Annotated in this window: 30 protein-coding genes and 2 pseudogenes; 15 read left to right on the top strand and 17 right to left on the bottom strand. The window is 72.0% G+C overall.

Annotated elements, in window-relative coordinates:
- Positions 1–37: 37 nt before the first annotated feature.
- Together ACIA47_RS04465 and ACIA47_RS04460 are read left to right on the top strand one after the other, a co-directional pair.
- Complete coding sequence (locus tag ACIA47_RS04465) at positions 38–1048, top strand: glycosyltransferase (protein WP_396705464.1); 1011 nt, start codon at positions 38–40, stop codon at positions 1046–1048.
- Between the two features lie 61 nt (positions 1049–1109).
- Positions 1110–1838, top strand: coding sequence for a Clp protease N-terminal domain-containing protein (locus tag ACIA47_RS04460; RefSeq protein ID WP_396705462.1), 729 nt, complete (start codon positions 1110–1112; stop codon positions 1836–1838).
- A gap of 10 nt (positions 1839–1848) precedes the next feature.
- Here the strand turns inward: ACIA47_RS04460 and ACIA47_RS04455 are convergent, their stop codons facing one another.
- Positions 1849–2367: a hypothetical protein gene (locus ACIA47_RS04455; RefSeq protein ID WP_203122260.1), complete on the bottom strand. Its 519-nt coding sequence runs from the start codon at positions 2365–2367 to the stop codon at positions 1849–1851.
- 145 nt (positions 2368–2512) lie between these two features.
- Positions 2513–2707, bottom strand: a complete 195-nt coding sequence (locus ACIA47_RS04450) for a DNA repair protein (RefSeq protein ID WP_112638482.1) — start codon at positions 2705–2707, stop codon at positions 2513–2515.
- A gap of 170 nt (positions 2708–2877) precedes the next feature.
- On the opposite strand from ACIA47_RS04450, the gene ACIA47_RS04445 reads away from it, so the two are divergent.
- Positions 2878–3540 carry a GNAT family N-acetyltransferase gene (locus tag ACIA47_RS04445; RefSeq protein WP_396705459.1) on the top strand — a complete coding sequence of 221 codons (663 nt, stop codon included), beginning with the start codon at positions 2878–2880 and terminating at the stop codon, positions 3538–3540.
- 222 nt (positions 3541–3762) lie between these two features.
- On the opposite strand, the gene ACIA47_RS04440 is transcribed toward ACIA47_RS04445, so the two are convergent.
- The 4 genes from ACIA47_RS04440 to ACIA47_RS04425 all read right to left on the bottom strand — a co-directional run bounded on the left by ACIA47_RS04440 (position 3763) and on the right by ACIA47_RS04425 (position 7060).
- Positions 3763–4461, bottom strand: coding sequence for a TetR/AcrR family transcriptional regulator (locus tag ACIA47_RS04440; RefSeq protein ID WP_112582130.1), 699 nt, complete (start codon positions 4459–4461; stop codon positions 3763–3765).
- Positions 4424–4918 carry a thiol-disulfide oxidoreductase DCC family protein gene (locus ACIA47_RS04435; RefSeq protein WP_396705457.1) on the bottom strand — a complete coding sequence of 165 codons (495 nt, stop codon included), beginning with the start codon at positions 4916–4918 and terminating at the stop codon, positions 4424–4426. The genes ACIA47_RS04440 and ACIA47_RS04435 overlap by 38 nt, the downstream gene beginning before the upstream one ends.
- A complete protein-coding gene (locus ACIA47_RS04430; RefSeq protein ID WP_396705455.1) occupies positions 4915–5469 on the bottom strand; it encodes a hypothetical protein in 555 nt (184 codons plus the stop codon). Before ACIA47_RS04430 ends, ACIA47_RS04435 begins: the two co-directional genes overlap by 4 nt.
- A 136-nt stretch (positions 5470–5605) precedes the next feature.
- Entirely contained in the window at positions 5606–7060 is a 1455-nt protein-coding gene (locus ACIA47_RS04425) for a glycoside hydrolase family 3 N-terminal domain-containing protein (protein WP_396705453.1), read from the bottom strand.
- Positions 7061–7229: 169 nt separating this feature from the next.
- Here ACIA47_RS04425 and ACIA47_RS04420 point away from each other — a divergent pair, with 169 nt between their 5' ends.
- Positions 7230–8405 carry an ROK family protein gene (locus ACIA47_RS04420; RefSeq protein WP_396705451.1) on the top strand — a complete coding sequence of 392 codons (1176 nt, stop codon included), beginning with the start codon at positions 7230–7232 and terminating at the stop codon, positions 8403–8405.
- A 126-nt stretch (positions 8406–8531) separates the two neighbouring features.
- Here the strand turns inward: ACIA47_RS04420 and ACIA47_RS04415 are convergent, their stop codons facing one another.
- A complete protein-coding gene (locus ACIA47_RS04415) occupies positions 8532–9542 on the bottom strand; it encodes an ABC transporter permease subunit (RefSeq protein ID WP_396705449.1) in 1011 nt (336 codons plus the stop codon).
- The gene (locus ACIA47_RS04410) at positions 9539–10537 is read right to left on the bottom strand and encodes an ABC transporter ATP-binding protein (protein ID WP_396705447.1); all 999 of its coding nucleotides are present in this window, start codon (positions 10535–10537) and stop codon (positions 9539–9541) included. Before ACIA47_RS04410 ends, ACIA47_RS04415 begins: the two co-directional genes overlap by 4 nt.
- Before the next feature lie 131 nt (positions 10538–10668).
- Between ACIA47_RS04410 and ACIA47_RS04405 the strand changes: the two genes are divergently transcribed.
- Both ACIA47_RS04405 and ACIA47_RS04400 read left to right on the top strand, forming a co-directional pair.
- Positions 10669–11511, top strand: a complete 843-nt coding sequence (locus ACIA47_RS04405) for an ABC transporter ATP-binding protein (protein ID WP_396705445.1) — start codon at positions 10669–10671, stop codon at positions 11509–11511.
- Positions 11512–11534: 23 nt separating this feature from the next.
- Positions 11535–12431, top strand: coding sequence for a ribokinase (locus ACIA47_RS04400; protein WP_396705443.1), 897 nt, complete (start codon positions 11535–11537; stop codon positions 12429–12431).
- Positions 12432–12476: 45 nt separating this feature from the next.
- On the opposite strand, the gene ACIA47_RS04395 is transcribed toward ACIA47_RS04400, so the two are convergent.
- The 4 genes from ACIA47_RS04395 to ACIA47_RS04380 form a co-directional block, all read right to left on the bottom strand.
- Positions 12477–13205 (bottom strand): hypothetical protein, encoded by a 729-nt coding sequence (locus tag ACIA47_RS04395; RefSeq protein ID WP_396705441.1) that lies wholly within the window; start codon positions 13203–13205, stop codon positions 12477–12479.
- A gap of 47 nt (positions 13206–13252) precedes the next feature.
- The gene (locus ACIA47_RS04390; RefSeq protein WP_396705439.1) at positions 13253–13642 is read right to left on the bottom strand and encodes a hypothetical protein; all 390 of its coding nucleotides are present in this window, start codon (positions 13640–13642) and stop codon (positions 13253–13255) included.
- Positions 13642–14121: a DUF6232 family protein gene (locus tag ACIA47_RS04385; RefSeq protein ID WP_396705437.1), complete on the bottom strand. Its 480-nt coding sequence runs from the start codon at positions 14119–14121 to the stop codon at positions 13642–13644. Before ACIA47_RS04385 ends, ACIA47_RS04390 begins: the two co-directional genes overlap by 1 nt.
- Positions 14122–14205: 84 nt before the next feature.
- Positions 14206–14685 (bottom strand): DUF6232 family protein, encoded by a 480-nt coding sequence (locus ACIA47_RS04380; RefSeq protein WP_396705435.1) that lies wholly within the window; start codon positions 14683–14685, stop codon positions 14206–14208.
- Positions 14686–14783: 98 nt separating this feature from the next.
- Here ACIA47_RS04380 and ACIA47_RS04375 point away from each other — a divergent pair, with 98 nt between their 5' ends.
- A complete protein-coding gene (locus ACIA47_RS04375) occupies positions 14784–15557 on the top strand; it encodes an enoyl-CoA hydratase/isomerase family protein (protein WP_396705433.1) in 774 nt (257 codons plus the stop codon).
- Between the two features lie 122 nt (positions 15558–15679).
- Positions 15680–17302 carry an acetolactate synthase gene (locus tag ACIA47_RS04370; RefSeq protein ID WP_396705431.1) on the top strand — a complete coding sequence of 541 codons (1623 nt, stop codon included), beginning with the start codon at positions 15680–15682 and terminating at the stop codon, positions 17300–17302.
- A gap of 45 nt (positions 17303–17347) precedes the next feature.
- On the opposite strand, the gene ACIA47_RS04365 is transcribed toward ACIA47_RS04370, so the two are convergent.
- The 3 genes from ACIA47_RS04365 to ACIA47_RS04355 are packed head-to-tail and all read right to left on the bottom strand — an operon-like array spanning position 17348 to position 18486.
- Entirely contained in the window at positions 17348–17764 is a 417-nt protein-coding gene (locus ACIA47_RS04365; protein WP_396705429.1) for a PLD nuclease N-terminal domain-containing protein, read from the bottom strand.
- Between the two features lie 27 nt (positions 17765–17791).
- A complete protein-coding gene (locus ACIA47_RS04360) occupies positions 17792–18097 on the bottom strand; it encodes a DUF202 domain-containing protein (RefSeq protein WP_203125650.1) in 306 nt (101 codons plus the stop codon).
- Positions 18094–18486, bottom strand: a complete 393-nt coding sequence (locus ACIA47_RS04355; RefSeq protein ID WP_203125648.1) for a DUF202 domain-containing protein — start codon at positions 18484–18486, stop codon at positions 18094–18096. The genes ACIA47_RS04360 and ACIA47_RS04355 overlap by 4 nt, the downstream gene beginning before the upstream one ends.
- A 42-nt stretch (positions 18487–18528) precedes the next feature.
- On the opposite strand from ACIA47_RS04355, the gene ACIA47_RS04350 reads away from it, so the two are divergent.
- From ACIA47_RS04350 to ACIA47_RS04335, 4 genes are all read left to right on the top strand, one after another.
- Positions 18529–19326 carry a GNAT family N-acetyltransferase gene (locus ACIA47_RS04350; protein WP_396705426.1) on the top strand — a complete coding sequence of 266 codons (798 nt, stop codon included), beginning with the start codon at positions 18529–18531 and terminating at the stop codon, positions 19324–19326.
- The gene (locus ACIA47_RS04345) at positions 19323–19736 is read left to right on the top strand and encodes a hypothetical protein (protein ID WP_203125638.1); all 414 of its coding nucleotides are present in this window, start codon (positions 19323–19325) and stop codon (positions 19734–19736) included. The genes ACIA47_RS04350 and ACIA47_RS04345 overlap by 4 nt, the downstream gene beginning before the upstream one ends.
- Before the next feature lie 187 nt (positions 19737–19923).
- Positions 19924–20703, top strand: a complete 780-nt coding sequence (locus ACIA47_RS04340) for an electron transfer flavoprotein subunit beta/FixA family protein (RefSeq protein WP_396705423.1) — start codon at positions 19924–19926, stop codon at positions 20701–20703.
- A gap of 14 nt (positions 20704–20717) precedes the next feature.
- Positions 20718–21677 (top strand): electron transfer flavoprotein subunit alpha/FixB family protein, encoded by a 960-nt coding sequence (locus ACIA47_RS04335; RefSeq protein WP_396705421.1) that lies wholly within the window; start codon positions 20718–20720, stop codon positions 21675–21677.
- 94 nt (positions 21678–21771) lie between these two features.
- On the opposite strand, the gene ACIA47_RS04330 is transcribed toward ACIA47_RS04335, so the two are convergent.
- Together ACIA47_RS04330 and ACIA47_RS04325 are read right to left on the bottom strand one after the other, a co-directional pair.
- On the bottom strand, positions 21772–22581 hold the full coding sequence (locus ACIA47_RS04330) for an anti-sigma factor domain-containing protein (protein WP_396705419.1): 810 nt from the start codon (positions 22579–22581) through the stop codon (positions 21772–21774).
- A pseudogene (locus ACIA47_RS04325) lies at positions 22535–22912 on the bottom strand (RNA polymerase sigma factor); the annotation flags it as partial. The gene ACIA47_RS04330 and the pseudogene ACIA47_RS04325, both read right to left, overlap by 47 nt.
- Here ACIA47_RS04325 and ACIA47_RS04320 point away from each other — a divergent pair.
- The 3 genes and pseudogenes from ACIA47_RS04320 to ACIA47_RS04310 all read left to right on the top strand — a co-directional run.
- A pseudogene (locus ACIA47_RS04320) lies at positions 22826–23338 on the top strand (hypothetical protein); the annotation flags it as partial. The pseudogenes ACIA47_RS04325 and ACIA47_RS04320 sit on opposite strands and share 87 nt — an antisense overlap.
- On the top strand, positions 23335–23988 hold the full coding sequence (locus ACIA47_RS04315) for a class F sortase (RefSeq protein ID WP_396705417.1): 654 nt from the start codon (positions 23335–23337) through the stop codon (positions 23986–23988). The pseudogene ACIA47_RS04320 and the gene ACIA47_RS04315, both read left to right, overlap by 4 nt.
- Positions 23989–24092: 104 nt before the next feature.
- Positions 24093–25268, top strand: coding sequence for a cysteine desulfurase family protein (locus ACIA47_RS04310; protein WP_396705415.1), 1176 nt, complete (start codon positions 24093–24095; stop codon positions 25266–25268).
- Positions 25269–25339 lie beyond the last annotated feature (71 nt).

The following is a 25339-nucleotide window of genomic DNA, read 5'->3' as shown; positions in this document are numbered from 1 at the left end:
CGCCGGACCCACGGTGCGGACGGTAGGGTCCGACGCCATGCGCGTGCTGTTCGCCAGTCTTGCGTCCGTCGGTCACACCTATCCGCTGATCCCGCTGGCGATCGCCGCCCGGGAGGCCGGGCACGAGGTCCACTTCGCCGCCGGTCCTGAAGTGCACGCACCGCTCGCCGCGCACGGCCTGCGGCCGTTCCGGCCCGGCGACGCCTTCTACGAGGTGTACGCCGAGGATCTCGCACCGGAGCTGGCGCGGCTGCGGCCCGACCTGGTGGTGCACGAGTGGGGGCTGCCGGGGGCGGCCGTGGCGGCTCACCGGGCCGGGATCCCGGGCCTGTGGCACGGGTTCGGCCGGATGTTTCCCGAGGGCATCGGCCTGGAACTGCCCACCAGGAACGCCGAGGTCGTGGGTCGGCCGCACCTGGACATCTGGCCGCCCTCGCTGCAGGACAAGGACTTCCTCGCCACCGAACGTCGGATCGAGCTGCGACCGGTCGCCTTCTCCACACGGGCCCCGCTGCCCGAACGGGTGAGCCGTCGAATGTCCCGACCGTTGATCTATCTGACCCTCGGCACCGCGTTCGGCACGCCGGAGCTGCTGCGCACCGCCATCGCCGGCCTGGCGGCGCTGAACGCCGACGTGGTGGTCGCGGCGGGCCGGGTGCCCCTGGAACAACTGGGCGAGATCCCTGACCACGTCAGCGTGCACCCGTGGGTGTCGCAGGCGGAGCTGCTGCCGCTCGTCGACCTGGTGGTGCACCACGGCGGTAGCGGCACCACCCTCGGCGCGCTCGCGGCTGGCGTACCGCAGTTGCTGCTGCCGCAGGGCGCCGACCAGTTCGCCAACGCCGACACGCTCGCCGCCGCCGGTGTCGCCCTGCGGCTCCTTCCCGCCGAGGTGGACGCGAGCGCCATCGCCGAGCAGGCCCACCGTCTGCTGCCGCAGCACGCCAACGTCGAGCAGCGCGACGCGGCCCGCGCTCTCGCCGAGGAGGTCGCCGCCATGCCCTCGCCAGCGGCCGTCGCTCGACTCCTGCCGGAGTACGCCGCCTGAGCCGAGCTGAAGTCGTCAACTCAGGGTTGACGTGATGGATGCGTCAACCTATGGTTGACGCATGACAGATCCTCTCCAGATCGGTAACACCGTCAAGCTCGACGACCTGATCCAGGCGATCAAGACGGCGCACACCGACGCGCTCGACCAACTCACCGACGCGGTCATCGCCGCCGATCACCTCGGCGAGGTCGCCGATCACCTGATCGGGCACTTCGTCGACCAGGCCCGGCGCTCGGGCGCCTCCTGGACCGACATCGGCCGCAGCATGGGGGTCAGCAAGCAGGCCGCCCAGAAGCGCTTCGTGCCGAAGGCGACCGACGCAGCCGCGCTGGACCCCAACGCCGGCTTCGGCCGGTTCACCCCGCGCGCCCGCAACGTGGTGATGGCTTCGCAGGAGGAGGCCCGCGCCAGCGGCAACGCCGAGATCGGCCCCGAGCACCTGGTGCTGGGCCTGCTGGCCGAGCCGGAAGGGCTGGCCGCCAGGGTGATGGCTGGTCGCGGTGCCACCCCCGAGGCGGTGCGGGAGGCGGTGGGTGCCGTCCTCCCACCACGGGCCGAGCAGGTTCCGGACCTCATCCCGTACGACGCGCGCGGCAAGAAGGCGCTGGAGCTGACCTTCCGAGAGGCGCTGCGCCTCGGGCACAACTACATCGGCACCGAGCACATCCTGCTCGCCCTGCTGGAGCAGGAGGACGGCGCCGGCGTGCTCACCAACCTCGGCCTGGACAAGGCGACGGTCGAGGCCGACCTGGCCGCCGCCCTCGCCGCCGCCGTCGGAAAGAAGTGAGAACCCGGGGTCAGGACGCCTCAGGAAAGCCGTAACGCAGGGCGTGCTCCGGATCGGCCGGGTCGATCTGGCGTACGCCCGCGTCGGCGAGGCGCTTGTTGACCTCGTCGAGTTGCTCGCGCACCAGACGGGCCTCCTCCTCGGTCACCCGGCCCCGGTGTGGCTTGCCGGCGTGCTCCAGCGTGCCGTAGTCGATTTTCTCGGTGGTCTTGCGGGCCTTGGGTGGGCGGACCCGCTCGGCCGTCTTCAGCAGCTGCGCCATCGGCACGTCGGTGGCCATCGCGTCGAACTCGCTGGCGGTCAACACCACCCGGCGGGGCTCGCCGCCACCGTGCCGGTCGTGAATCTCCACCACCGCCACGTCCAGCGCGGCATCGTCGATGTTCTCCACCTCGCCCGGGGTGGCGTCCAACTGCACGGGCCCGGCGACCAGGTCCGGGTGCTCCAGCACGACGACGCGGACCACCTCGTCGTCCTGCTGCAGAACCGTGCCGGTGAAGTCGGAGACGTGGATCGTCTTCTTGCCCATGCGCGGAGCTTCTCCTGTCGTAGGCCGGGATGGCGGACCACAAGAAATTACCCGACAGGTGTGCGAAAGCCGCCGCTGGACCTCCTCCGGTGTGTCGCCCCGAACGTCAGGGGCTGCCCTTCGGTGCCACCCAACCGGTGGTGCTTCAGTGGGTGTTCAGGCGGTGTCGACTGGAGCTGCCGACGGACAGCTTGTTCAGGCCGGCCCACGACAGGGAGTCGCCGCCGATTGTCCGCGGGTTCCGGTAGCGCGGCTGGGGTGGATTGCCTCCGACGGCCTCCGCCGCCTGCCAGAGTCGCTCGGGGTCCTGCTGGTAGTGGTCGCTCGGCTGAATCGGCATGCGTTCACCGTCCCAAACAAAGGTGTCCAGGTATGGAAATACATATGACGGTCGATTCGCACGCCCGGTTCCCGCACCCCCTTCCCACTCGGCCCTGACGTATCCTGCGCCCGGCCCTGCGGTCCGGCGTACGGTGATCCACGACGGGTCGGGGTGACGGGGAGGTGCGCATGCTCGACCGGCGGCTGCACCTGCACCTGGCCACCTGGCTCGGCCAGTGGCCGGCCGGGCCGGGGTTGCACGTGGTCGCTTCGCAGCGGCGGACCGCACCGGCCTGGGATGGCCGGCTGCGCCCCGCGCTCGCCGTGGACTCCGGGCAGAGTGCCGTGCTCTCCGTGGCGCCGGACCGAGCGGCGGCGATCCGCGAGTTGATTCGCCGTACGCCGACCCGGCTGCTCGCCGCGCTGCCGGAGGCCGTCGGCCGGCCCGAATTCTGCGTACACGACGGCCCCTTCCGGTGGACCGTGGCACCCGCGCCGCTGCCCGACGTGGGGGAGTGGACCGAGCCGACCGCCACCGGGCTGCCGCCGTGGCTGCGACTCTTCGACCGGCCGGTGCTGGTGGTCCGTGACCCGGACGGCGCCTATTTGGCCGGTGCCGGGATCAAGCGGCACGACGCGTACGGGCACGAGTTGGCCGTCGGCACCGTGCCGGCCGCTCAGGGGCGCGGCCTCGCCCGCCGACTGGTGGCCCAGGCGGCACGGCGGGTGCTCGACGAGGGGGCGGTCCCCACCTATCTGCACGAGCGGGACAATCACGCCTCGGCCCGGGTCGCCGACGCGGCGGGTTTCCCGGACCGGGGCTGGCGCGCGTACGGGGTCTATCCGCGCTGAGCGGGCATTGGGCGCGGACCGTGGATCCCGGGCCGGATCCACGGTCCGCAACCTCCCCCCAGGCCCCGGTTCCGGGTGTAACGGCCGCCGCCAAGGGCGAGCCGCTACGTGTCGATCACGCTACGTATCTAACCGGCTCGGGGCAAGGCTGAAGCTGTCGGTTCGGAGTGTCGAAAAGCGGACTTGACCTGCTTCTTCGCCGATCGAGGGGTGTCGGCCGGGTCAGTGACGGAGCGTGCGAATCAGGTCGAGCACCTGTCGGGTCACCGGCCGCAGGACCCGGAGCCGGGACAGCGCCACGAGCCGATCGATCAGCGGTACGGCCCCGTCAATGAGCTGGCGGGTCTTGGTCTGGCCCGGCGATCGGTCGTGCACCCAGTAGAGGATCACGCCCATGTACGCGAGCCAGAGCAGCTCGGGCAGCTGTGGGCGCAGCTCGGCGTCGACCTTGGCCGTCGAGCCGGTCAACACCTCGCCGAAAAGGTCGATGGCCGCCTGTCGGGGGCCGGAGGATTCCGCGGAGAAGGGGCTCAGCGGGGAGGTGGGCTCCGCCGCCGTCTTGAAGAAGGTCGCCGCGAATCCGTGCGAGGGCGTCAACACGTCGATCCCCGCGTGCAGCACTCCGGCGAGCCGGGGACCGAACGCCTCCTCCCGATCGAGCACGGGCTGCGCGGCGGCCCGGTGCTCGACCTGGGACTGGGCGTAGAACTCCTGAATCAGGTGGTCCTTGGAGCCGAAGTAGTAGTAGGCGTTGCCGACCGCCACGCCGGCCTCCTGCGCGATCGCCCGCATGGTGGTCTGGGCGTATCCGCGTTCGCGGAACAGCCGCATCGCGGTGTCCCGGATCAGCTGCCGGGTCTGCTCGCCTCGGGCGGTGGCTGGATCACCCGCAGTGGTCGTCTGCGCAGGCTGCTCGGTCATCGGGGTCACCGTATCCCGCCGGTTCGTCGGTCGGTGCGGCCCACGGGTCGCGGATCCGCTCCCGGATCGCCGACGCGGCGGCCACCGTCTGCCGGGCGAGGGGCAGCAGATGCGGTCGGGCCAGCCGCTCGGCCGTGGACCGATGGTCGGTCAGCGCCCAGAGGCAGGCGAACCAGGCGCCGTCGCCCGCGTACACCTCGCCGGTGTCGGCGATCACGGTGAGGTCGCGCAGCGTCGCATCGTGGTCCAGGCCGGGGAAGCGCCGCCGGGCCTCGGCGGACCCGGCCGGCACGAACTCCAAGGGTACGAGCTGGGCGCGGGACGACAACCAGCGGCGGGCGGCGCGGCAGAGTGGGCAGGCCGCGTCGAACAGGACGGTGAACCCCCGGATCCCACCGCCGGAGTGAGCGGTGGGATCCGGGAGCCGACCGACGCCGTCGGTCGGGGGCACGGTCATCGGGTTGGTGGGTTGTTCGTCGGGCCGACGCCCGGCTGCGGACCAGTCGGCTGGGGTCCGGCCGGGTGCGCGCCGGTCGGCTGCGGTCCGCCCGGGTACGCACCGACCAATTGCGATCCGGCTGGGGTGGACGGCATGGGGAGTCGGCCGATCGGGGCGAGCGGGGGGTGGGTGGCGAGCTGACGGAGTCGGTTTCGGCGGTAGCGGCCGAGCGCGAAGACGTTGAAGAAGTGCAGCGCGCCGAGCACCAGCAGCACCAAGCCGATCTTGAGAGACAGTTCCTCCATGGCCTGGCTGGTCGAATCGATTGGGCCGGAGTGCTTCATCGCCACCGTGACGTAGCCGAGATTGAGCAGGTAGAAGCCGACCACCAGGAGGCGGTTGACCGCCCGGGCGAGCCGTTCCTCGGCGAACACCTCCTCCAGGAATACCTGCCCGTTGCGGGACAGCGCTCGGGCCACCCAGATGGTCAGGCCGACGCTGACCGCGAGGTAGATCACGTACATCCAGACCTTGATGTCCATGTGGACGCCCTTCTTGAACGTGTTCAACTACCGACGTCATCAGACTAGGGCCGGTGTTGAACATGTTCAAGAAGTGGCGTCCAGTGACTGTGGACACTCTGGGGCGCGCTGAAGGCGCGGCATCCGGCCGAGCGTTTCACCCCCGGCCGGAGAACGCCGTGACTCAGCCGGCCAGGCCGAGCACCTCGGCCGCCGCGCGACCGTTGGCGTGGCTCGCGCCGTAGGTGGTGACGAAGGCGCGGACGCCCGCGGGCCGCCACTGTGCCGGCCAACCCATCTCCACCACTGTCACCGGGTGCTGGGCCGCCAGGTCGACGATCAGCTCCGGGCCGCCGGGCAGCCGGTGCAGGTGTCGTCCGACCAGGACGATGGGACGGTCGCCCGCCAATCCACGCAGCGTGGCCGGTTCGGTCTCGGCGGCGATCACCCGGATCTCCGGCACCCCGTCCAGGTGCGGACCGAGGCCCCACGGCACTCGACCCTCGGCGATCGTCGACTCCGTGTGCAGTTGCACCACCAGGGGCTGGTCCAGGCCGGTGAGCAGGCCATCCACCTGGACCGCTCGGCGCGCCGCCGCGTACCCCAGCTCGGGGTCACCGATGGCCGGCGACCCGCTGGCGGCCCGGGTCCAGGCAGCGAGATCGGCGGCGCGGCCGGCCGCCTCCTCGACCCGCGCCCGCGCGAGGCGGCCGTCGGCGAGCGCGTCGACGATCTCGGCGGCCACCCGTTCGACCAGTTCGGCGTCGACCTTCGCGCCGATGCAGAGCAGGTCGGCACCCGCGCTCAGGGCCCGGACCGCAGCCGGCCCGACCCCGCCGGCGGCCACCGCGGCACCCTTCATCTCCAGCGCGTCGGTGATGACGGTGCCGGTGAAGCCGTACTCGGTGCGCAGCAGGTCGACAAGGACGGCCCGGCTGAAGGTGGCCGGGTCGGCGCCGGTGAGCGCCGGCACCCGGATGTGCGCGGTCATCACGGCCCGCGCCCCGGCGGCGACGATGGCCGCGAACGGCGGTAGGTCCCGCTGGCGGAGCAGGCCCAGCGGAGCGTCCACCGTGGGCAGTTCGTGATGGGAGTCGGTGACTGTGGCGCCGTGCCCGGGGAAGTGCTTGGCGCAGGCGGCCACGCCGGCGGCCTGCAACCCGGCCACGGCGGCGGCCGAGTGGGCGGCCACCCGCACCGGATCCGCGCCGAAGGACCGGGTGCCGATCACCGGGTTGTCGTCGGCGGTGTTGACGTCGACGGTGGGGGCGAGGTTGACGGTGATGCCGAGCGCGGCCAGTTCGGCGCCGATCGACTGGTAGACCCGTCGGGTGAGCGCCACGTCGCCGATCGCACCGAGGGCGGCGTTGCCGGGGTACGGGCTGCCGGTGGCGTGCGCCAGCCGGGTCACGTCGCCACCCTCCTCGTCGATCGCGATCAGCGCGTCCGGTCGACCGGCGCGCAGCGCTGCGGTGCTCGCCGCCAGCTGCGCGGGGTCGTGCACGTTGGTGCCGAACAGGGTGTGCCCGGCCAGCCCGTCGGCCAGCAGGTCGACCGCCCAGTCGGGCGGGACCGGTCCCGGGTACGCGGCCAGCAGCGTGCCCAGCGCCAGCCGGCGCAGTCCTGGATCCAACCCCACGTGATCTTCCCCCTTCGGTGCCCCGCGGGTACGAAACGTCGTACCGGTGGTGGTCCTGGCCCTGCCGACTCGGCGGAGCGTCCCACCGCCGGGTGGCCGTTACGCTACGGCTACCCGTTCGCAGGTCGGTTTACAGTTAGCAAAGTTTACTAAAACTAGAGGACGTGTCATGAGTGCGACCCGGCTGCCCGGCACCCCCCGCCTGTTGCGGGCGCTCAACGACCGTGCCGCGCTGGAACTGCTCATCGAGCGCGGCCCACTGACCCGGGCCCGAATCGGCGAGCTGACCGGGCTGTCGAAGGTCACCGCCTCGCAACTGGTCGAGCGGCTGGAGGAGCGCGGCCTCGTCGCGCGGGTCGGCGAGCAGGCCGGCGGGCGGGGGCCGAACGCCCAGCTCTACGCCGTCCGCCCGGGCAGCGCGCACGTCGTCGGCGTGGACGTCGGGCCGGACCGGGTGGTGGCCGCCTGCGCCGACATCACCGGTGCGGTCATCGGCCGGGTGGAGCAGTCGACCCGGGACACCGACGACCCGGTGGGCGTGGTGCACAACGCCGTAGTGCAGGCGGCGAGCAGCGCCCAGGCGCAGCTGAGCACCGTACGACGGATCGTGCTCGGTACGCCGGGCCTGGTCGACCCCGGCACCGGCGACATCACCTTCGCCTTCAACCTGCCCCGCTGGCACAGCGGTCTGCTCGCCGCGTTGCGGGACGACCTGCACACACCGGTGGTCTTCGAGAACGACGTCAACCTGGCCGCGGTGGCCGAGGCGCAGTCCGGCGCAGCGCAGGGGCTGTCGGACTTCGTGCTGGTCTGGGTGGGCGCCGGCGTCGGTCTGGCGATCATGCTGGGCGGGCGGTTGCACCACGGCAGCAGCGGCGCGGCCGGCGAGATCGGCTACCTGCCGGTGCCCGGCGCGCCCATTCCGCGCGACGTCTCCCGTCGCGCCAAGCCGGCCTTCCAGCAGCTGATCGGTGCGGACTCGGTGCGCGCTGTGGCCCGCGAGCACGGCTACCCGGACGCCGACGCCGCCGAGGCGGTCCGCGCGGCCGTCGCGGCCGGCGCCGACGGCGGCCCGATGCTCGACGAACTGGCCCGTCGGCTCGCGCTCGGCGTGGCCAGCACCTGCGTGGTGCTGGACCCACCGCTGGTAGTGCTCGCCGGCGAGGTCGGCCAGGCCGGTGGCGCGGCGCTCGCCGACCGGGTGCAGCAGGAGGTCGCGGCGATCACCCTGGTTCAGCCGCGAGTGGTGCCGACCGGGCTGACCGAGGAGCCGATCCTGCACGGCGCGCTGCGCACCGCCCTCGACGCGGTACGCGACGAGGTGTTTGGCTCCACCGTCGGCTGAGCTCGCTGCGGCGGTCATGTGAAGGAATATTTCACCGCGTCTCGGTGAGTCGCAAGCCCTTGCCGCGTACCGGCCTGCCCCGGTCCGTCGGGCCGCCCATCCCGCGACGGGCGGCCCGGTGCAGCCTCAGATCAGGTCGCGGCGGCGGAACACGGCGAACGCCACCACGGTCAGCCCGCCGGTCAACCCGACCAGCACCAGCAGCGCCGGCGCCCAGGTCAGGCTGTAGAGGCCCGAGCAGTAGCCGGTGCCCGCCGTGCCGGCACAGAGCTGCGGGTCGAAGAACCGTGATTCGCCGCTGAGCCACGCCCCGATGTAGCTGGACAGCATCAGTTGGTCCGACCGTCGGACGTCGATGATCTCCAACACCAGACGGCCGCCCAACTCCCACACCACCGCGTACGCCGCCACCGCCCCCAGCGCCGCAGAGGTGTGCCGACCCAGCGTGGCGATCGCGAAGCCCACGGCCGAGGCCAGCAGCACCAACACCAGGCCCCGGCCGTGCACCGCACCGAGCGAACGCCAGAAGCCGTTGTCCAACCGGCCCGGCAACCCGGCGCTCTGCCCGATCATCCAGAACGTGGCGAGGTAGGCCACCGACGCCAGCAGGGACAGCACCAGCACCGAGCCCAGCAGGGTGCCCAACTTGGCCGCGAGCACCGTCAACCGGCGCGGTCGCCAGAGCAACAGATTCACCACACCGCCCGAGTTCAGATCCGCGCCGATGTAGGAGGCGCCGACCAGGAACCCGAACAACACCAGGAACGCGATCAGGAAATGGAGCAACGACTCGGCCTGCTCAGCGAAGCTGAACACCCCCGGCAGGAAGTCGGCGGCGATCGGCAGCCGGTCCTGCCGGATCGGGTCGAGGTCCGCGCAGTCGGCGAAATACTCGCTCGTGTCGGTCGGCGACCTTTCCTGCAGGCGGGCCAGGCACTCCTGGTGCGTGGTCTCCATACTCCGTCGCGCGTCGACGGCCTGCTGCCGCGCCGAGTTCAGTTCACTGGCGGTCGGCTTGTGGGAACCGGTCAGCGTGGTCGCCGCCGTGACGGCGAACGCCAACACCAACAGGACGACCATGAGCTGCACGAAGCGACGCGCGGACAGCCGCTCCAACTCGGCACGCACCAGGTTCACGCTTCCACTCCCCGATCGAGATCGATCCCAGCCTGACCGTGCGGCAGCGACGAGTCGTCGACCTGCCGGGGCACCGACGGATGCTCGTACGCGCCGGTCAGCTCCAGGAAGACGCTCTCCAGATCCGGCCGCAGCGGCGTCAGCTCGCCCACCCACAGACCCTGCTCACCGAGCACCCGGCTGACCACCGTCGGGTCACTCGTCCCGCTCACCACCAACGCTCCGCCGTCCACGACCGCCGTCAGGTCGGCCGCGTGCAGCAACTCGACGGCCCGCTCCGGCTCGGCCACCCGCACCAGGAACTCATGCCGGTCGTAACCCGCCAGCACCTCGTCCACCCGACCGGTCGCCACCCGACGTCCCCGGGAGATGATCGTGACGTGGTCGCAGATCAGCTGGATCTCGCCCAGGATGTGACTGGACACCAGCACCGTCACACCGCTGGCCGCCAGAGACCGCACCAGGTCCCGCATCTCCCGGATGCCCGCCGGGTCCAGCCCGTTCGCCGGCTCGTCCAGGATGAGCAACCGCGGGTCCTTCAGCAACGCGGACGCCACCGCGAGGCGCTGCTTCATGCCCAGCGAGTAGCTCTTCACCCGATCATCGCCGCGGTCGTACAGGCCCACCAGATCCAGCACCTCGTCGACCCGCGAGACCGGCACCCCACCGGCGCGGGCCAACAGCCGCAGCGTGCGGTGACCGGTGAAGTTGCCGAAGAACTGCGGGCTCTCCACGATGGCGCCGACCTGGCCCGCCACCCGGGGCAGCAGCTCCGGCGACGGTTCGCCGAGCACTGTCATCCGGCCGCTGTCGGCGCGTACCAGCCCGAGCAGGGCCCGCAGGGTGGTGGTCTTGCCCGAGCCGTTGGGGCCCAGGAAGCCGTGGACCTGGCCCGCCTCGACCAGCAGGTCGAACCCGTCCACCGCCACCCGTCGCCCGCTGCGCAGGCTGCTGAAGGTCTTGCGCAGACCCTCGATCTCGATGACCGCGCTCATCCGCGCGGCTCGGTACGTCGACGGGGCATGGGCCGTCCTTCGGGCTTGGTGATCAATGACACGGCGCTTCACCCTATGGCTGAGGTGCCGCCCGTGGGGGGCACCCCGGCGTTGCGTGGTTGGATGGTGTGGTGACTGGTGACCTGATCCCCGGCGCTGCCGGCGCCGCGCCTGCCGCCGCTCTCGTGGACCCGGATCTGGTGGTCAGCCTCGACGGCGTCGGCGTACGCCGCTCTGGCACCGCCCTCCTACAGGACCTGACCTGGCGCGTCGAACTGGACGAGCGGTGGGTCGTGCTCGGCTCCAACGGTGCCGGCAAAACCACACTGCTCAACCTCGCCGCCGGTCGGCTGCACCCCACCACTGGTGTCGCGCACGTGCTCGGCGAGCGAATCGGCCGCACCGACGTCAACGAGCTGCGTACCCGGATCGGGCTCACCACCGCCGCGATCGCCGAGCGGCTGCCCGCCGACGAGCGGGTCAGCGACGTGGTGGTGACCGCCGCCTGGTCGGTGGTCGGCCGCTGGCGGGAGAACTACGACCGCGGCGACGAGGTGCGGGCGCGGGCACTGCTGAGTCAACTCGGCGTCGGTGGCCTCGCCGAACGCCGCTACGGCACCCTCTCCGAGGGTGAGCGCAAGCGGGTGCAGATCGCCCGGGCCCTGATGACCGACCCGGAGCTGCTGCTGCTCGACGAGCCCGCCGCCGGGCTCGACCTGGGTGGTCGGGAAGACCTGGTCGCCCGACTGGCCGAGCTGGCGTACGACCCCGATGCCCCGGCGATGGTGCTGGTCACCCACCACGTCGAGGAGATCCCGCCCGGGTTCACCCACGCGATGCTGCTGCGCGAGGGTGGGGTGGTCGCCCAGGGCCTGCTCGCCGAGACGCTGACCGGTGACAACCTCTCCAAGACCTTCGGGCTGCCACTTGTGGTCGAGCGGTCGGGCGACCGCTTCACGGCTCGCGCCGCCTGAGCGCCGGACAGGCGGAGACGGCCGTGCCGCAGACCCGGGTTGCCGTGGTGGGCAGCGCCAACATGGACCTGGTCGCGATTGCACCCGCGCTGCCTCGACAGGGCGAGACCATGCTCGGCACCGACTTCGTGATGGTGCCCGGCGGCAAGGGCGCCAACCAGGCCGTGGCCGCGGTCCGGGCCGGCGCCTCCTGCGCCTTCCTCGGCGCGATCGGCTCGGACGCCTTCGGCGTCACCCTCAAGGCCCGCATCACCGCGGCCGGCGTGGACACCAGTCAGCTTCGCGTGGTCTACGGCGCCTCCGGGGTGGCGCTGGTGATGGTCAACGCCCAGGGGGAGAACGCCATCGTGGTCACCCCCGGCGCGAACGACGCCCTGGTCGGCCTCACCGAGGAGGAGTTGGCCACTGTGCGCGAGGCAGACGTCCTCGTCGCCCAACTGGAGATCCCGGTGCAGACGGTGACGGCCGCCGCGGTGGCCGCCCGCGAGGCCGGCACGAGGGTCATCCTGAACGCCGCCCCGGCACGGGACCTCCCACCCGAGCTGCTCGCCGCCGTGGACCTGCTGGTCGTCAACGAGGGTGAAGCGCAGGCGCTCGCCGGCCGGGGTCGGGAGGAGCCGCGCGCGCTGCTCGACCTGACCCCCCGGGCCGTGCTCACTCTCGGCGGTGAGGGCGCCTGGTACGTCGACCGGGACGGCACCGAGGTGCACGTGCCGGCGGTACGGGTCGACGTGGTCGACTCCACCGCCGCCGGTGACGCGTTCACCGCCGCGCTGGCCGTCGGCTGGGGCGAAGGGCGCGACCTGGTCGACGCGGTGCGCTGGGCGTCGGCGGCCGGCGCCGCCTGCGTCCGCAAGCTCGGCGCGTCGGTGGCGCTACCGCAACGCGCCGAGATCGACGAGCTGTACGTACCGGCCTGACCGCACCCGCCGCACACCGGCCGACTGGCCCGGGCGGGCCGGCCGTCAGCCGACGGGCTCGTCGGTGAGCTTCTCGCCGCGTCGGCGCAGCATGCCCAGCCCGGGGATGCCGGCCACGGCGAGCTTGAGGTCGCGGGTCACGTCCAGCAGGTCGTGCAGGTCGGGGCCGACCCGGTCCAGCGTGGCCAGGATCGGCAGGATGTCCGCCGTCAGGTGTTCCTTGAGCTTGGGCAACTCGTCGATGAGGTGGATCGCCGCGCTGATCTCCTCGTGACTCAACTCCTCGACGAACCGCCCGGCCATCGGCGCGGCCCGGCGCAGCGCCGGCTCGTACGCGGCCAGCAGCTCGGCCGCCGTGGCGGCGGCCTCCGCCGCGCTGCCCACTGTGGCGGCGGCGCGGCCCGCCACCCGGTCGGCCTCGGCCACCACCGTGCTCGCCGCCCGGGAGACCCGGTCGGCCTCGGCGACCACCACTGCGGCGGCGGTGGCCACCTCGGTGGCCGTGTCGATGGCGGTGGTCGCGGAGGCGCTGATGACTGCCACCTCGCGAACCGCGGCCTCGGCGTCAGTGAGCACCTGGTCTGTCCGGTCCAGTGTCGTCTCGATCCGGTCGACCACGCCGTTGATCCGGGCCAGCAGCGCCTCCACCCCGTCCAGCACCGCGAACGCGCGGGCGGGCACGGCGGCCATCGAGGTGGCCGAGCCGAGCGCCTGGTCGAGAGCGGAGCGGGTCAGGCCGACCACGGCGGCCGGGGTTGGGAGGGGAATCGCCATGGGGTCAAGTGTGCGTCGGCCGTGCCATAACCGCCCGACGGAGCCGGTCAGCGTGAGCGCCGGCCCGCGGTGTCGGCGCGGGCCACCCGCAGCGCCCACCAGATCAGCGGCGCCTGCAACGGCACCCGGCCGTACGCGATGGCCCGCTTCGTCGGGCGTCGGTGCCGCCAGTCCACCGCCATCTTCACGTTCGCCGGCAGGACGGCGACGAAGAGGCCGGCGGCGGCCCGACCGCCGGCCCGTCGGGTGGCCGGGTGCGCCACCGCCGCCGCCACTGCCAGTTCGGCGATGCCGCTGGCGTACGTCCAGAACCGGGCCGGGCCGGGCAACCCGCGCGGCACGATCGGGTCGTAGAGGCCGGGGCGTACCAGATGGGTGACGCCGGCCGCGGCGAGCAGGCCGGCCAGGGCGACGGCCTCGCCGCGGCGGGTGGTCATCAATGGTCCCCCTGCTGTTCGACGGCGCGCTGAACGGCCCGGTAGATCTGCCCGAACCGTAGCGCGTCGGGGGTGCGCACCAGCAGGTCCTCCCGGCCGTGGTGCTGCACCCACAGCTCGTGCACGTGGCTGCCACGCTCGTAGGAGCGGTCCAGCCAGCCGAGGGGGATCTCCAGGAACGGCGCCAGGGCCAACGCCCCCACCGCGCAGGCGGCCAGAATGATCAGCGCGAGCTGCCAGTTGCCCCGGTCCTGAGCCGACCACGCCAGTGACAGCACGCAGACCACGGCGACCAACGGCGGCAGCGAGAGCAGCAGCACCAGGACGCCGCGCCCCAGCACACGGCCGCGGACGGCGAGAGTTTTCTGCCCCCGGTCGTGCCAGACGAACGTCACGTCGGACAGGGCGATCACATGACCGCCCGCCCGGATCGACTCGGAGGTCACCTGCACCGCGTCGTCCCGGTAATAGAGGGTCATCACTAAGCCTAACCACCGGCAGGCAACCCTCGCCTCCGGTGCGGGCACGGCCGGACGAGCCGATCCGGCTCTGCGCGTGGGCCGCTAACGACGGCTGGCGGGGCGGGCCGGTTGGCTGTGCTCGACCGCGCGCTGCACCGCCCGGTAGATCTGCCCGAAGCGCAGCGCGTCACCGGTGCGCAGCAGACGCACCGGCTGACCCCGCCAACGGGCCCAGATTTCCAGTTGGCGGCTGCCCCGGGCGTACGAGCGGTCCAGGTGTTCGAAGAGGAAGTCGGCGACCGGTCCGACGGCCAACCCGACCAGCACCGACGCGCCGACGATCGCGATCGTCACGGTGGGCGAGCGGTGCAGCCAGACGGCCACGCCGATGCCGAGCACCGCCGCGACCAGCGGGCCGGCGAGCGCGGCTCCGATCGCACCCCGTCCCACCAGCACGCGCCAGGAACGGGTGCCCCGGCGGTGCCAGATCATGGTGATGTCGGCCAGCTTGTAGCTGCGACCGTCGACACTGACGGTGGTGGAGGTGACCTGCACCGACCTGTCGTCGTAATACGTGATCATGGCTGGACTCCCGCCCACGGGGCTGACACCACACTACTTACCCAAACGAGCCGGGTCGTAAGGTTGGCACGCGACTTCGACGAGGAAGTGAGGGCAGCGTGGGCGAGTTCGTTCGGCTGGAGACCACTGACGGCATCGGCACGATCCGGCTGGAGCGGCCGCCGATGAACGCGCTCAACACCCAGGTGCAGGAGGAGTTGCGCGCCGCCGCCACGGCGGCCACCGCCGATCCCGAGGTCCGCGCCGTCATCGTGTACGGCGGGGAGAAGGTCTTCGCCGCCGGCGCCGACATCAAGCAGATGGCCGAGATGTCCTACGTGGACATGGCTGACCGGGCGGCGAACCTGTCCAGCGCGCTCGGCGCGATCGCCCGGATCCCCAAGCCGGTGGTCGCCGCGATCACCGGGTACGCCCTCGGTGGCGGCTGTGAGCTGGCGTTGGCCTGTGACTGGCGGGTGGTCGCCGAGGACGCCAAGCTCGGCCAGCCGGAGATCAAGCTGGGCATCATCCCGGGTGCGGGCGGCACCCAGCGGCTGGCCCGCCTGGTCGGTCCGGCCCGCGCCAAGGACCTGATCATGTCGGGGCGGATGGTGGACGCCCATGAAGCGCTGCGCATCGGCCTGGCCGACCGGGTCGTCCCGGCCGCCGAGGTGTACGACACGGCCGTCGCGCTGATCACTCCGTACCTGACCGGGCCGGTGCAGGCGCTGCGCGCGGCGAAGCTGGCTGTCGACGGTGGCCTGGACATGGACCTGAACTCCGGCCTGGCCTGGGAGAGCCAGCTGTTCGCGGCGCTGTTCGCCACCGACGACCGGCGCGAGGGCATGGCGGCCTTCGTCGAGAAGCGCAAGCCGGGCTTCACCGGCCGCTGATCCGTCGCCGGCCGCCCCGACGGCGCCCTGACCTTGGCAACGTCCGGTGGCCGGGGCCACGGTCGCAGAGCCATGTGACTGGCCGGTAACCTGTGATCCCGGCCACGGACGATGGGAGCGACATGACGGAGCGGATCGAGGGTCACGGCGGCGAGTTGGCGCTCGCGGCACTACGCGCGCACGGCGTACGGGAGATGTTCACGCTGTCCGGAGGGCACGTCTTCCCGCTCTACGACGCCGCGTACAAGACCGACTTCCCGATCTACGACGTCCGGCACGAGCAGTCCGCGGTCTTCGCCGCCGAGGCGGTGGCCAAGCTCCAGCGTCGCCCCGGCCTCGCCGTGCTCACCGCCGGGCCCGGTGTCACCAACGGCATCTCCGGCATGACCAGCGCGTTCTTCAACGCCTCGCCGGTGCTGGTGCTCGGTGGCCGCGCGCCCGCGTTCCGCTGGGGCTCGGGCAGCCTCCAGGAGATGGACCACCTGCCGCTGGTCAGTCCGGTCACCAAGCACGCCGAGACGGTGTTCAGCACCGACGACATTCCGCGTGCGGTGGGTGCGGCGCTGAACGCCGCGCTCACCCCGCACCGCGGCCCGGCCTTCCTCGACTTTCCGCTGGAGACGGTCTTCTCGGTCGCCGAGGTCGAGCTGCCGACCGTGACGGGTGTCGACCCGATCGCCCCGGATCCGGAGGAGGTCGGCCGCGCGGCGATGCTCATCGCCGGGGCGCAGCGGCCGGTCATCATCGCCGGCTCCGACGTGTACGCGGGCGACGCGGTCGCCGCGCTGCGTGAGGCGGCCGAGGCGTTGCAGGTGCCGGTCTTCACCAACGGCATGGGTCGCGGCTCGCTCCCGCCGGAGCACCCGCTGGCGTTCGCGAAGGCCCGCCGGGCCGCGCTCTCCGGCGCCGACGTGGTCGTGGTGGTGGGCACCCCGCTGGACTTCCGGCTCAGCTTCGGTGACTTCGGTGACGCCAAGGTGGTGCACATCGTCGACGCGCCAAGCCAGCGGGCGACGCACGTGCAGCCGGCCGTCGCCCCCGCCGGTGACCTGCGCCTGATCCTGTCCGCGCTGGCCGACCACTCCGGCGACCGGGCCGACCACTCCGACTGGATCGCCGACCTGCGCGTCGCCGAGGACGCGGCGAAGGCTCGGGACGCCGCGGAGATGGCCGCCGAGACCGATCCGATCCGCCCGGCCCGGATCTACGGCGAGCTGCGTCGGGCGCTCGCCCCGGACGCGATCACCATCGGCGACGGCGGCGACTTCGTGTCGTACGCCGGGCGGTACCTGGAGCCGGCCCAGCCCGGCACGTGGCTGGACCCGGGCCCGTACGGCTGCCTGGGCACCGGCATGGGTTACGCGATGGGGGCCAGGGTCAGTCACCCGGACCGGCAGATCTGCGTGCTGATGGGCGACGGCGCGGCCGGCTTCTCGCTGATGGACGTCGAGTCGCTGGTCCGTCAGAAGCTGCCGGTGGTGATCGTCGTCGGAAACAACGGCATCTGGGGGCTGGAGAAGCACCCGATGCGGGCCATGTACGGCTACGACGTGGCCGCCGACCTCCAGCCGGAGCTGCGGTACGACACAGTGGTCAGCGCGCTCGGCGGGGCGGGGGAGACGGTCGCCAAGGCGGCCGACCTGGGCCCGGCGCTCCAGCGGGCGTTCGACTCCGGAGTGCCGTACCTGGTGAACGTGCTCACCGACCCGACCGACGCGTACCCCCGGTCGTCGAACCTGGCCTGAGTCGCACCCGCCGCCGCCGTCGCACCCGCGCCGGCGGCGGCGCGTTCACACCTCCGGTCGGTCACCCTCGCGCGGCGGCTCACCGTCGCGGCGGCGCAGGTCGTCCTCGCGTCGCCGCAGGTCTTCCTCCCAGCGTTGGAAGAGCTCCTGGTCCTGCTGCTGGGCGCGCTCCTCGACGGAGCGCAGGAACTCCGGGTCGTCGTCGGGGGCCACCGGCCGAGGGCGCTGCCGCTCGCCACCGCCGGTGCCGCCCGGCCAGCCCTTGCGGCTGCCGGGGGTGGGCTCCCGGCCGACGATGAACCAGGCGATCGAGCCGACCAGCGGGAAGAACAAGATGATCAGCACCCAGGCGATCCGGGGAAGGGCACGGATCTTGCCCTCCTCGGCGGAGAGGCAGCTGATCAGCGCGCAGACGGCGAGGACAATCTGCACCAGGAAGAGGAGTACGCCAAGCCGGGCCATGCACCCATGATGACGCACGGGATCGCGTCACCACAGTCCGCGCAGCACCAGCAGCACTCCCAGTAACGCCAGCACCACAGTGCCCACCGTGACCAGGGGCAGTGTCCGGCCGCCGGTGCGGGCCGGACCGGTGCCCGTACCCCGGGGCCAGCAGAGCACCAGCAGGGCGCCCCACACCAGAACGGTGCCGCCGGCGATCAGCGCACCGGTCGGGTCGCCCGTCGACGCCAGCCGGACGGCGAGCACTGTCACCACGGTCACCGTGAGCAGGGTGCGCCGCCAGGCCAGCCGGGTCCGCTCCGGTTGCAGCCCCGGGTCGCGTCCGGTGCTCACCGCCCGCCGACCGCCCGCATCAGGACGGCGGCCACCAGCAGCAACGCGCCGACGCCGACGGCGAGCGCCAGGATGGCGGGGAACCGGGACGCGGGCAGCTCCTGACCGAGCCGGATGGCCCGCTCGGTACGCGCCCAGTGGTCCACAGCACGGATCGCGACCGCCGCGCCGAGCAGCAGCAACGCCACCGCGATCACCTCCCGCAGGTGGCTCATCGGCAAAGGTGGCAGGAACTGCGCGGCGGCCAACCCGCCTCCGACCAGCGCCAACCCGGTGCGCAGCCAGGCGAGGAAGGTCCGTTCGTTGGCCAGGGAGAAGCGGTAGTCCGGTGTTTCACCGACCGAGCCCAGCTCCGCCGGGTCGAACCACCGCCTGATCGCCTTCCACACAACGGGAGATTATCCGCTTTACCTCCCGCTTAGCCTTGGTCGGTGACTGATCTCGACGTAACGACGCTGCGCACCGCGTACGACAACCAACTCCGCCCGGACATCCCCGACCCGGTTCCGGCCGGGGTGACCGTGGAGCGGGACGGGCCGCTGGTCCGGATCACGGGGCTCGACTCCGGAGGGTTCCTCACCTACCGCGACCTGGGCGGGTTGACAGGTGACGCGCTGGACGAGTTGATCGCCCGGCAGGTGCAGCTGTTCCGCGAGCGCGGCCAGTCGGTCGAGTGGAAGACCTACGCGCACGACGAACCGGCGGACCTGGTGGACCGTCTGCGCGCCGCCGGTTTCGTGCCGGAGGACCGGGAGACCGTCGTGGTCGGCCCGGTCGCGCCGCTCGCCGCCGCGCTGCCCGTCGCCCCCGAGGGGGTACGCCTGCGTGAGGTGACCTCCCGGGAGGACCTGGAGCGGATCGCCGCCATGGAGGAGGAGGTCTGGCAGGAGGACCGCTCGCACCTGGTGTGGGGCCTGGCCAAGGAGATCGACGCCGACCCGCACTCGATCACAGTGGTGGTGGCCGAGGCGGACGCGACGGTGGTGAGCGCCGGCTGGGTGCGCTTCCCGGCGAACACCGGCTTCGCCACCCTGTGGGGTGGGTCCACCCTGCCGCATTGGCGTCGCAAGGGCATCTACCGGGCGCTGGTCACCTACCGGGCCCGGCTCGCCGACCAGCGGGGTCGGACGCTGTTGCAGGTCGACGCCTCGGAGGACAGCCGGCCGATCCTGGAGCGACTCGGCCTCGTCGCGGTCACCACCACCACCCCGTACGTCTACACTCCGTGATCATGGAGCAGCGGTTGACGGACGAGGAGCGGCTGACCCTCAAGACCGGTGCCTTCGGCGCCGTCTTCCTGGTCTCCAACGCCGACCCCGGTGTCCTGGGGGTGATCCGGGAGAGCATCGCCGCGTCCGGCGCGCTGGCCGACGCCAGTGGCACTGTCAAGGAAGCGTTGACCACCGGCCCGCTGCCGCGACTTCCCCGGGACTCGCAGCTGGAGATCGAGTCGGTGGTGCTGCCGGCGCTGGGGCAGGCGGTGCGGATCCTGCGCGAGAAGTCCCCACGGGACGTGGACGCGTACCGCGAACTGGTGTTGGCCGCTGCGGACCAGGTGGCCCGGGCGCACGACGGGGTGGCGCCCGCCGAGGCGACCGCCATCGACCAGATCCGGGTCGCCCTGGCCGAGCCGGCCTGACCGGCTGCGCGTCGGTGAGCTGTGTCACTCTGTGTGCTGCCGGAGCGCAACCTACTGGCAGGTAACATTGCGCCGTGGGCAAGTGCACAACCGCCCGCGGTTGACCTGGCGTCGACCGACGCGCGACGCTGCGCCCCAGACCGGGCGAGCGAATCGCAACACCACACAGGAGGGTCGTCGAAGCGCGATGAACATCGTCGTACTCGTCAAGCAGGTGCCTGATTCGGGCGCGGACCGCAACCTGCGCAATGACGACAACACCGTCGACCGCGGTTCGGCGAACAACGTGATCAACGAGATGGACGAGTACGCCATCGAGGAGGCGCTGAAGATCAAGGAGGCGCACGGCGGCGAGGTCACCATCCTGACCATGGGTCCGGACCGGGCGACCGAGTCGATCCGCAAGGCGCTCTCCATGGGTCCGGACAAGGCCGTGCACGTGCTGGACGACGCCCTGCACGGCTCGTGCGCCGTCGCCACCTCGAAAGTGCTCGCCGCGGCTCTCGGTCAGCTCAATGCCGACCTGGTCATCTGCGGTGCCGAGTCCACCGACGGCCGGGTCCAGGTCATGCCGCACATGGTCGCCGAGCGACTGGGCGTCGCGGCGCTGACCGGTGCCCGCAAGCTCACCGTCGACGGCGCGACGCTGACCGTCGAGCGGCAGACCGAGGAGGGCTACGAGGTGGTCACCGCCGCCACCCCCGCCGTGGTCTCCGTCTGGGACACCATCAACGAGCCGCGCTACCCCTCCTTCAAGGGCATCATGGCCGCCAAGAAGAAGCCGGTGCAGACGCTCTCGCTGGCCGACCTCGGGGTCGCTGCCGACGAGGTGGGCTTCGACGGCGCCACCAGTGCCGTCGTCGAGCACACCAAGCGCCCCCCGCGCTCCGGCGGCGCCAAGATCACTGATGAGGGCGAGGGCGGCGTCAAGCTGGTCGAGTTCCTCGCCACCGAGAAGTTCGTGTGAGAGGGGGGTCTGACATGTCCGAGGTTCTCGTCGTCGTCGAAGCCACCAAGGAATTCGGCGTCAAGAAGGTCACCCTGGAAATGCTCACCCTCGCGCGTGAGCTGGGCACCCCGAGTGCTGTGGTGCTGGGCGGCGCCGGTGCCGCCGAGGCGCTGAGCGGCAAGCTGGGCGAGTACGGCGCGGAGAAGATCTACGCCGCCGAGGGTGACGAGATCGACGGCTACCTGGTGGCCCCCAAGGCGACAGTGCTGGCCGAGTTGGTCAGGCGGGTGCAGCCGGCCGCCGTGCTGCTGGCGTCGGCCCAGGAGGGCAAGGAGATCGCCGCCCGGCTCGCCGTCAAGCTCGACAACGGCATCCTGACCGACGTGGTCGGCCTGGACGCCGACGGCACCGCGACGCAGGTCGCCTTCGCCGGCTCCACCATCGTCAAGTCCAAGGTCACCAAGGGCCTGCCGCTGGTCACCGTCCGGCCCAACTCGGTCACCCCCGCCCCGGCGGCGGCCACCCCGGCGATCGAGCAGCTCAGCGTGTCGGTCACCGACACCGACAAGCTGGCTACTGTCGTCGAGCGGGTCGCCGAGCAGAAGGGCTCCCGCCCGGAGCTGACCGAGGCCGGCGTGGTCGTCTCCGGCGGTCGGGGCGTCGGCAACGCCGACAACTTCAAGCTGGTCGAGGAGCTGGCCGACCTGCTCGGCGGCGCCGTCGGCGCGTCCCGCGCGGCCGTCGACTCCGGCTTCTACCCACACCAGTTCCAGGTGGGCCAGACCGGTAAGACGGTCTCCCCGCAGCTCTACGTCGCCCTCGGCATCTCCGGTGCCATCCAGCACCGGGCCGGCATGCAGACCTCGAAGACCATCGTCGCGGTCAACAAGGACGGCGAGGCGCCGATCTTCGAGCTGGCCGACTTCGGGGTGGTGGGCGACCTGTTCAAGATCGTCCCGCAGGCCGCCGAGGAGATCCGCAAGCGCAAGTAAGCCAGCGATACGGCAGTGGCCGCCCGTGTGAACGGGCGGCCACTGCCGTGTCGGGAGCTGATCGGCGAGCCGGGGAGCTGAGCCGGCCCGCCGATCAGCCCGTCAGGGAGCCCCTCAGCAGGCTGTCGCCGGAGTGGCGGGTGTTGTTGTCGTACTGCTCGGCGGAGACGTCGACCACCGAGTAGCTCTTGAGGTCGACATTCGGGGGCAGGGGTAGCAGCGCGTCCGAGCCGCCACCCAGGGTGCCGACCGAGAACATCTCCATCGTCGTCGGATTGATGAGCCAGACCTCGTAGTACCCCGCGACGCGCGGGAGATTCGCCACATGCAGATGTAGTTGGCCGTCCTTCAAAACCCGGGCGTCACCCTTGGCCGTCGGCGGGGTCGCCCCGTACGCCGCCAGCGGTGCACTCGCCACCACCACCGGCGGCGGGGTGGGCGTCGGATCGTCCGGTCGGAGCACCGAGACGGTGCCCACCACGCCGACCGCTGCGGCGGCGGCCGCGGTCACCGCGGTGGCAACCCAACCGGACCAGCCGCGACCCCGACGGGATCGCCGTGCCGGGTCCAGTCGGGTCACCGTCGACTCGGCCGCCGCACCGAAGGTCTGCTCGGCCGTCGTGGTGTCGGCCTGCTCGGGCACCCGGTGTCGACGGCTCTCGGTCAGCAACGGCCCGGCCTCCGCAGCCCTGACCTGGGCTTCGATGCCCTGCCAGACGTGCTCCGGCGGGTCGGGCAGGTCGGCCAGGCCCTGCGTCTCGGTGCCGAGCCCCGCCACCTGCTGAAGGCTCGCGACCTCCGCGCGGCAGAGCGCGCAGGTGGCGAGGTGGGTGCTCTCCCCGTTGTCCGCCTCGCTCTCACCGAGCGCCAGAAATACCAGCCGGTCGTGGTCCAGGTGCTGCACCGTCCACCTCCCATCTGCGCTTCAAACTCGCCATGCCGCGTCGAATGTGACTCTTCACGGTGCCCAACGGCACGCCGGTCACGGTGGCTATCTGCTGGTGTGTCAGGTCGTCGTAGAAGGCCAGCTCCAGCATCCGTCGCTGGTCGTCCGGGAGACGAGCCAGCTCGTCGGCGATCACCAACCGGTCCACCACGCGGTCCGGGTCCGGCTGGGTCTGCGCCGGCTCGGGCAGTTGTCGGACCGTCTCAGCATCGCGGCCCACCTCGACGCCGCCGGCCAGCCGAAGATCACTCCGTTCGTGAACGACGTCTCGAAGGTCGACGCCGGCAAGGCCCGGCTGATCGTCCGGCACACCGCCGCGGCCCCGGCGGTCGACGTCCGCGCCGGTGGCACCCCGGTCTTCGAGGACCTGACCAACCCGAACGAGGCCAAGGGCGACGTCGACGCGGGCGAGGTGAAGGCGGACGTGGTGCTGGCCGGCACCGACACCGTGGCCATCGGCCCGGCGGACCTCAACCTCAAGGAGGGCACCGCCACGATCGTCTACGCGATCGGCTCCGCCGAGGGCAAGACCCTCGACGTGGTGGCCCAGACCATCACCGGCCTGCACTCCGCCCCGGGCGGCGTGCCCAGCGGTGACGGCGGCCAGGCCGGCACGGGCGTGAACACCTGGTGGTACGTGCTCACCGGTGCCGGCGTACTCCTGCTGCTTGGTGGTGGGGTGCGGATGGCGACCGCACGGACCGGCCGCAAGTGACGGTGCGCAATCGCGGCGCGCTGGCGGCCCTGGCCGCCAGCGTTGCCGCGCTCACCGCCGCCGCTCTGGTGGCGTGCGCCAACCAGCCGGCCGGGACGGTGGGGGCCGAGCAGGCGAGCACGCTGGCCAGCCCCGCACCGACCGCCGCCAGTGCCCCGTCGGTGTCGGTGACCGCGGGTGAACTGCCCGCCAATCCGAAGATCATCCCGCCGGTGCGGCTGCTGATCCCGGAGATCGGCGTCACCGCCACAGTCAACGCGGTCGGGATCAACGAGCGGACCAACGAGTTCGAGGTGCCGCCGAGCGTCGACCAGATCGGCTGGTACCGCTACGGCCCCGGCCTGGAGGCGGAGGCCGGCTCGGTGGTCATCGCCGGTCACGTGGACAGCGCCAAGCAGGGCAAGGGGGCGTTCTTCCGGCTGCGTGAGCTGGACCAGGGCGACACGTTGACAGCGACCGGCAGCGACGGCGAGGCGCGGCGCTACCGGGTCGTCGCCCGGGAGGAGTACGCCAAGACCAAGATTCCGCTGGACCGGTACTTCGCCCGCGACGGCAAGCCGCGGCTGACCCTGATCACCTGTGGTGGCCCGTTCGACGCCAAGGCGCGCAAGTACCGCGACAACATCGTCGTCACCGCGGCGCCCACCTGACCGGGTCCGCGCGCATCGGGCCGGGGTGGAGTTCCACCCCGGCCTTTGCGTGCGGTCCCCTCCGGCATCCGGTCCCCAAGGTGTCGGCCGTACGCTGAACGGCGATGGCTTACCTGGATCACGCGGCGACGACTCCCATGCTCGATGAGGCACTGGAGGCGTACGTCGCCACCGCCCGCGAGGTCGGCAACGCGTCCTCCCTGCACGCGGCGGGCCGTCGTGCCCGCCGCCGGGTCGAAGAGTCACGCGAACGGGTGGCCGCGGTGCTGGGCGCCCGGCCCTCCGAGGTGATCTTCACCGGTGGTGGCACGGAGAGCGACAACCTCGCGGTGAAGGGCATCTTCTGGGCCCGCCGAGCAGCCCGGCCCGACCGCCGCCGGGTGGTCTCCAGCGCCGTCGAGCACCACGCGGTGCTGGACGCGGTCGACTGGCTGGCCCAGCACGAGGGCGCCGAGGTCGGTTGGCTCCCGGTGGACGCCGTCGGTCGGCTCGACCCGCAGACCCTGCGCGCCGAGTTGGCCGCGCACGCCGACCAGGTGGCCGTGGTCACCGCGATGTGGGCGAACAACGAGGTGGGCACCGTCCAGCCGGTGGCCGAGCTGGCCGCCGTCGCCGCCGAACACGGTGTGCCCTTCCACACCGACGCCATCCAGGCGGTCGGTCAGGTGCCGGTCGACTTCGGGGCCAGCGGGGTCGCCGCGCTGACCGTCACCGGGCACAAGTTGGGCGGCCCGACCGGGGTGGGCGCGCTGCTGCTCGCCCGGGACGTGCCGGCCACGCCGCTGCTGCACGGCGGCGGCCAGGAACGCGACATCCGCTCCGGCACCCTGGACACCGCCGGCATCGTCGCCTTTGCGGTCGCCGTGGAGACGGCCGTGAAGGGTCAGCAGGAGTACGCGGCCCGGGTGGCCGCGCTCCGCGACGACCTGATCGAGCGGGTCCGCCAGGCGGTGCCCGAGGTGATCTACAACGGTGACCCGACCGACCGGCTGCCCGGCAACGCGCACTTTTCCTTCCCCGGCTGCGAGGGCGACGCGCTGCTGCTCCTGCTCGACGCGCAGGGGATCGCCTGCTCGACCGGCTCCGCCTGCTCGGCCGGGGTGGCCCAGCCCTCGCACGTGCTGCTGGCGATGGGCGCCGACGACGACCGCGCCCGCTCATCGCTTCGCTTCACCCTGGGCCACACCAGCACCCAGGCCGACATCGACGCCCTCATCGCGGCCCTCCCGGCGGCGGTCGACAGAGCCCGCCGAGCCGCCGCCCTCCGCACCCCCCGCTGACCCGGGCCCAGCCCCCGCGATCTTGCACTTTCGGTTGTCCGTTCGCGCCTTGTGCGGCATATGTCGCCGCA

Source organism: Micromonospora sp. NPDC051227, from assembly GCF_044455385.1.
Classification (GTDB): domain Bacteria; phylum Actinomycetota; class Actinomycetes; order Mycobacteriales; family Micromonosporaceae; genus Micromonospora.
The sequence above is the reverse complement of the archived record's forward strand: the minus strand, read 5'-3'. Positions and strand labels throughout refer to the sequence as shown.

Excerpts from the sequence above, each read along its gene's own strand:
- ACIA47_RS04465 (WP_396705464.1), top strand. The coding sequence starts at position 38 with ATGCGCGTGCTGTTCGCCAGTCTTGCGTCCGTCGGTCACACCTATCCG.
- ACIA47_RS04460 (WP_396705462.1), top strand. The coding sequence starts at position 1,110 with ATGACAGATCCTCTCCAGATCGGTAACACCGTCAAGCTCGACGACCTG.
- ACIA47_RS04455 (WP_203122260.1), bottom strand. The coding sequence starts at position 2,367 with ATGGGCAAGAAGACGATCCACGTCTCCGACTTCACCGGCACGGTTCTG.
- ACIA47_RS04450 (WP_112638482.1), bottom strand. The coding sequence starts at position 2,707 with ATGCCGATTCAGCCGAGCGACCACTACCAGCAGGACCCCGAGCGACTC.
- ACIA47_RS04445 (WP_396705459.1), top strand. The coding sequence starts at position 2,878 with ATGCTCGACCGGCGGCTGCACCTGCACCTGGCCACCTGGCTCGGCCAG.
- ACIA47_RS04440 (WP_112582130.1), bottom strand. The coding sequence starts at position 4,461 with ATGACCGAGCAGCCTGCGCAGACGACCACTGCGGGTGATCCAGCCACC.
- ACIA47_RS04435 (WP_396705457.1), bottom strand. The coding sequence starts at position 4,918 with ATGACCGTGCCCCCGACCGACGGCGTCGGTCGGCTCCCGGATCCCACC.
- ACIA47_RS04420 (WP_396705451.1), top strand. The coding sequence starts at position 7,230 with ATGAGTGCGACCCGGCTGCCCGGCACCCCCCGCCTGTTGCGGGCGCTC.
- ACIA47_RS04410 (WP_396705447.1), bottom strand. The coding sequence starts at position 10,537 with ATGAGCGCGGTCATCGAGATCGAGGGTCTGCGCAAGACCTTCAGCAGC.
- ACIA47_RS04395 (WP_396705441.1), bottom strand. The coding sequence starts at position 13,205 with ATGGCGATTCCCCTCCCAACCCCGGCCGCCGTGGTCGGCCTGACCCGC.
- ACIA47_RS04390 (WP_396705439.1), bottom strand. The coding sequence starts at position 13,642 with ATGACCACCCGCCGCGGCGAGGCCGTCGCCCTGGCCGGCCTGCTCGCC.
- ACIA47_RS04385 (WP_396705437.1), bottom strand. The coding sequence starts at position 14,121 with ATGACCCTCTATTACCGGGACGACGCGGTGCAGGTGACCTCCGAGTCG.
- ACIA47_RS04380 (WP_396705435.1), bottom strand. The coding sequence starts at position 14,685 with ATGATCACGTATTACGACGACAGGTCGGTGCAGGTCACCTCCACCACC.
- ACIA47_RS04370 (WP_396705431.1), top strand. The coding sequence starts at position 15,680 with ATGACGGAGCGGATCGAGGGTCACGGCGGCGAGTTGGCGCTCGCGGCA.
- ACIA47_RS04365 (WP_396705429.1), bottom strand. The coding sequence starts at position 17,764 with ATGGCCCGGCTTGGCGTACTCCTCTTCCTGGTGCAGATTGTCCTCGCC.
- ACIA47_RS04340 (WP_396705423.1), top strand. The coding sequence starts at position 19,924 with ATGAACATCGTCGTACTCGTCAAGCAGGTGCCTGATTCGGGCGCGGAC.
- ACIA47_RS04335 (WP_396705421.1), top strand. The coding sequence starts at position 20,718 with ATGTCCGAGGTTCTCGTCGTCGTCGAAGCCACCAAGGAATTCGGCGTC.
- ACIA47_RS04310 (WP_396705415.1), top strand. The coding sequence starts at position 24,093 with ATGGCTTACCTGGATCACGCGGCGACGACTCCCATGCTCGATGAGGCA.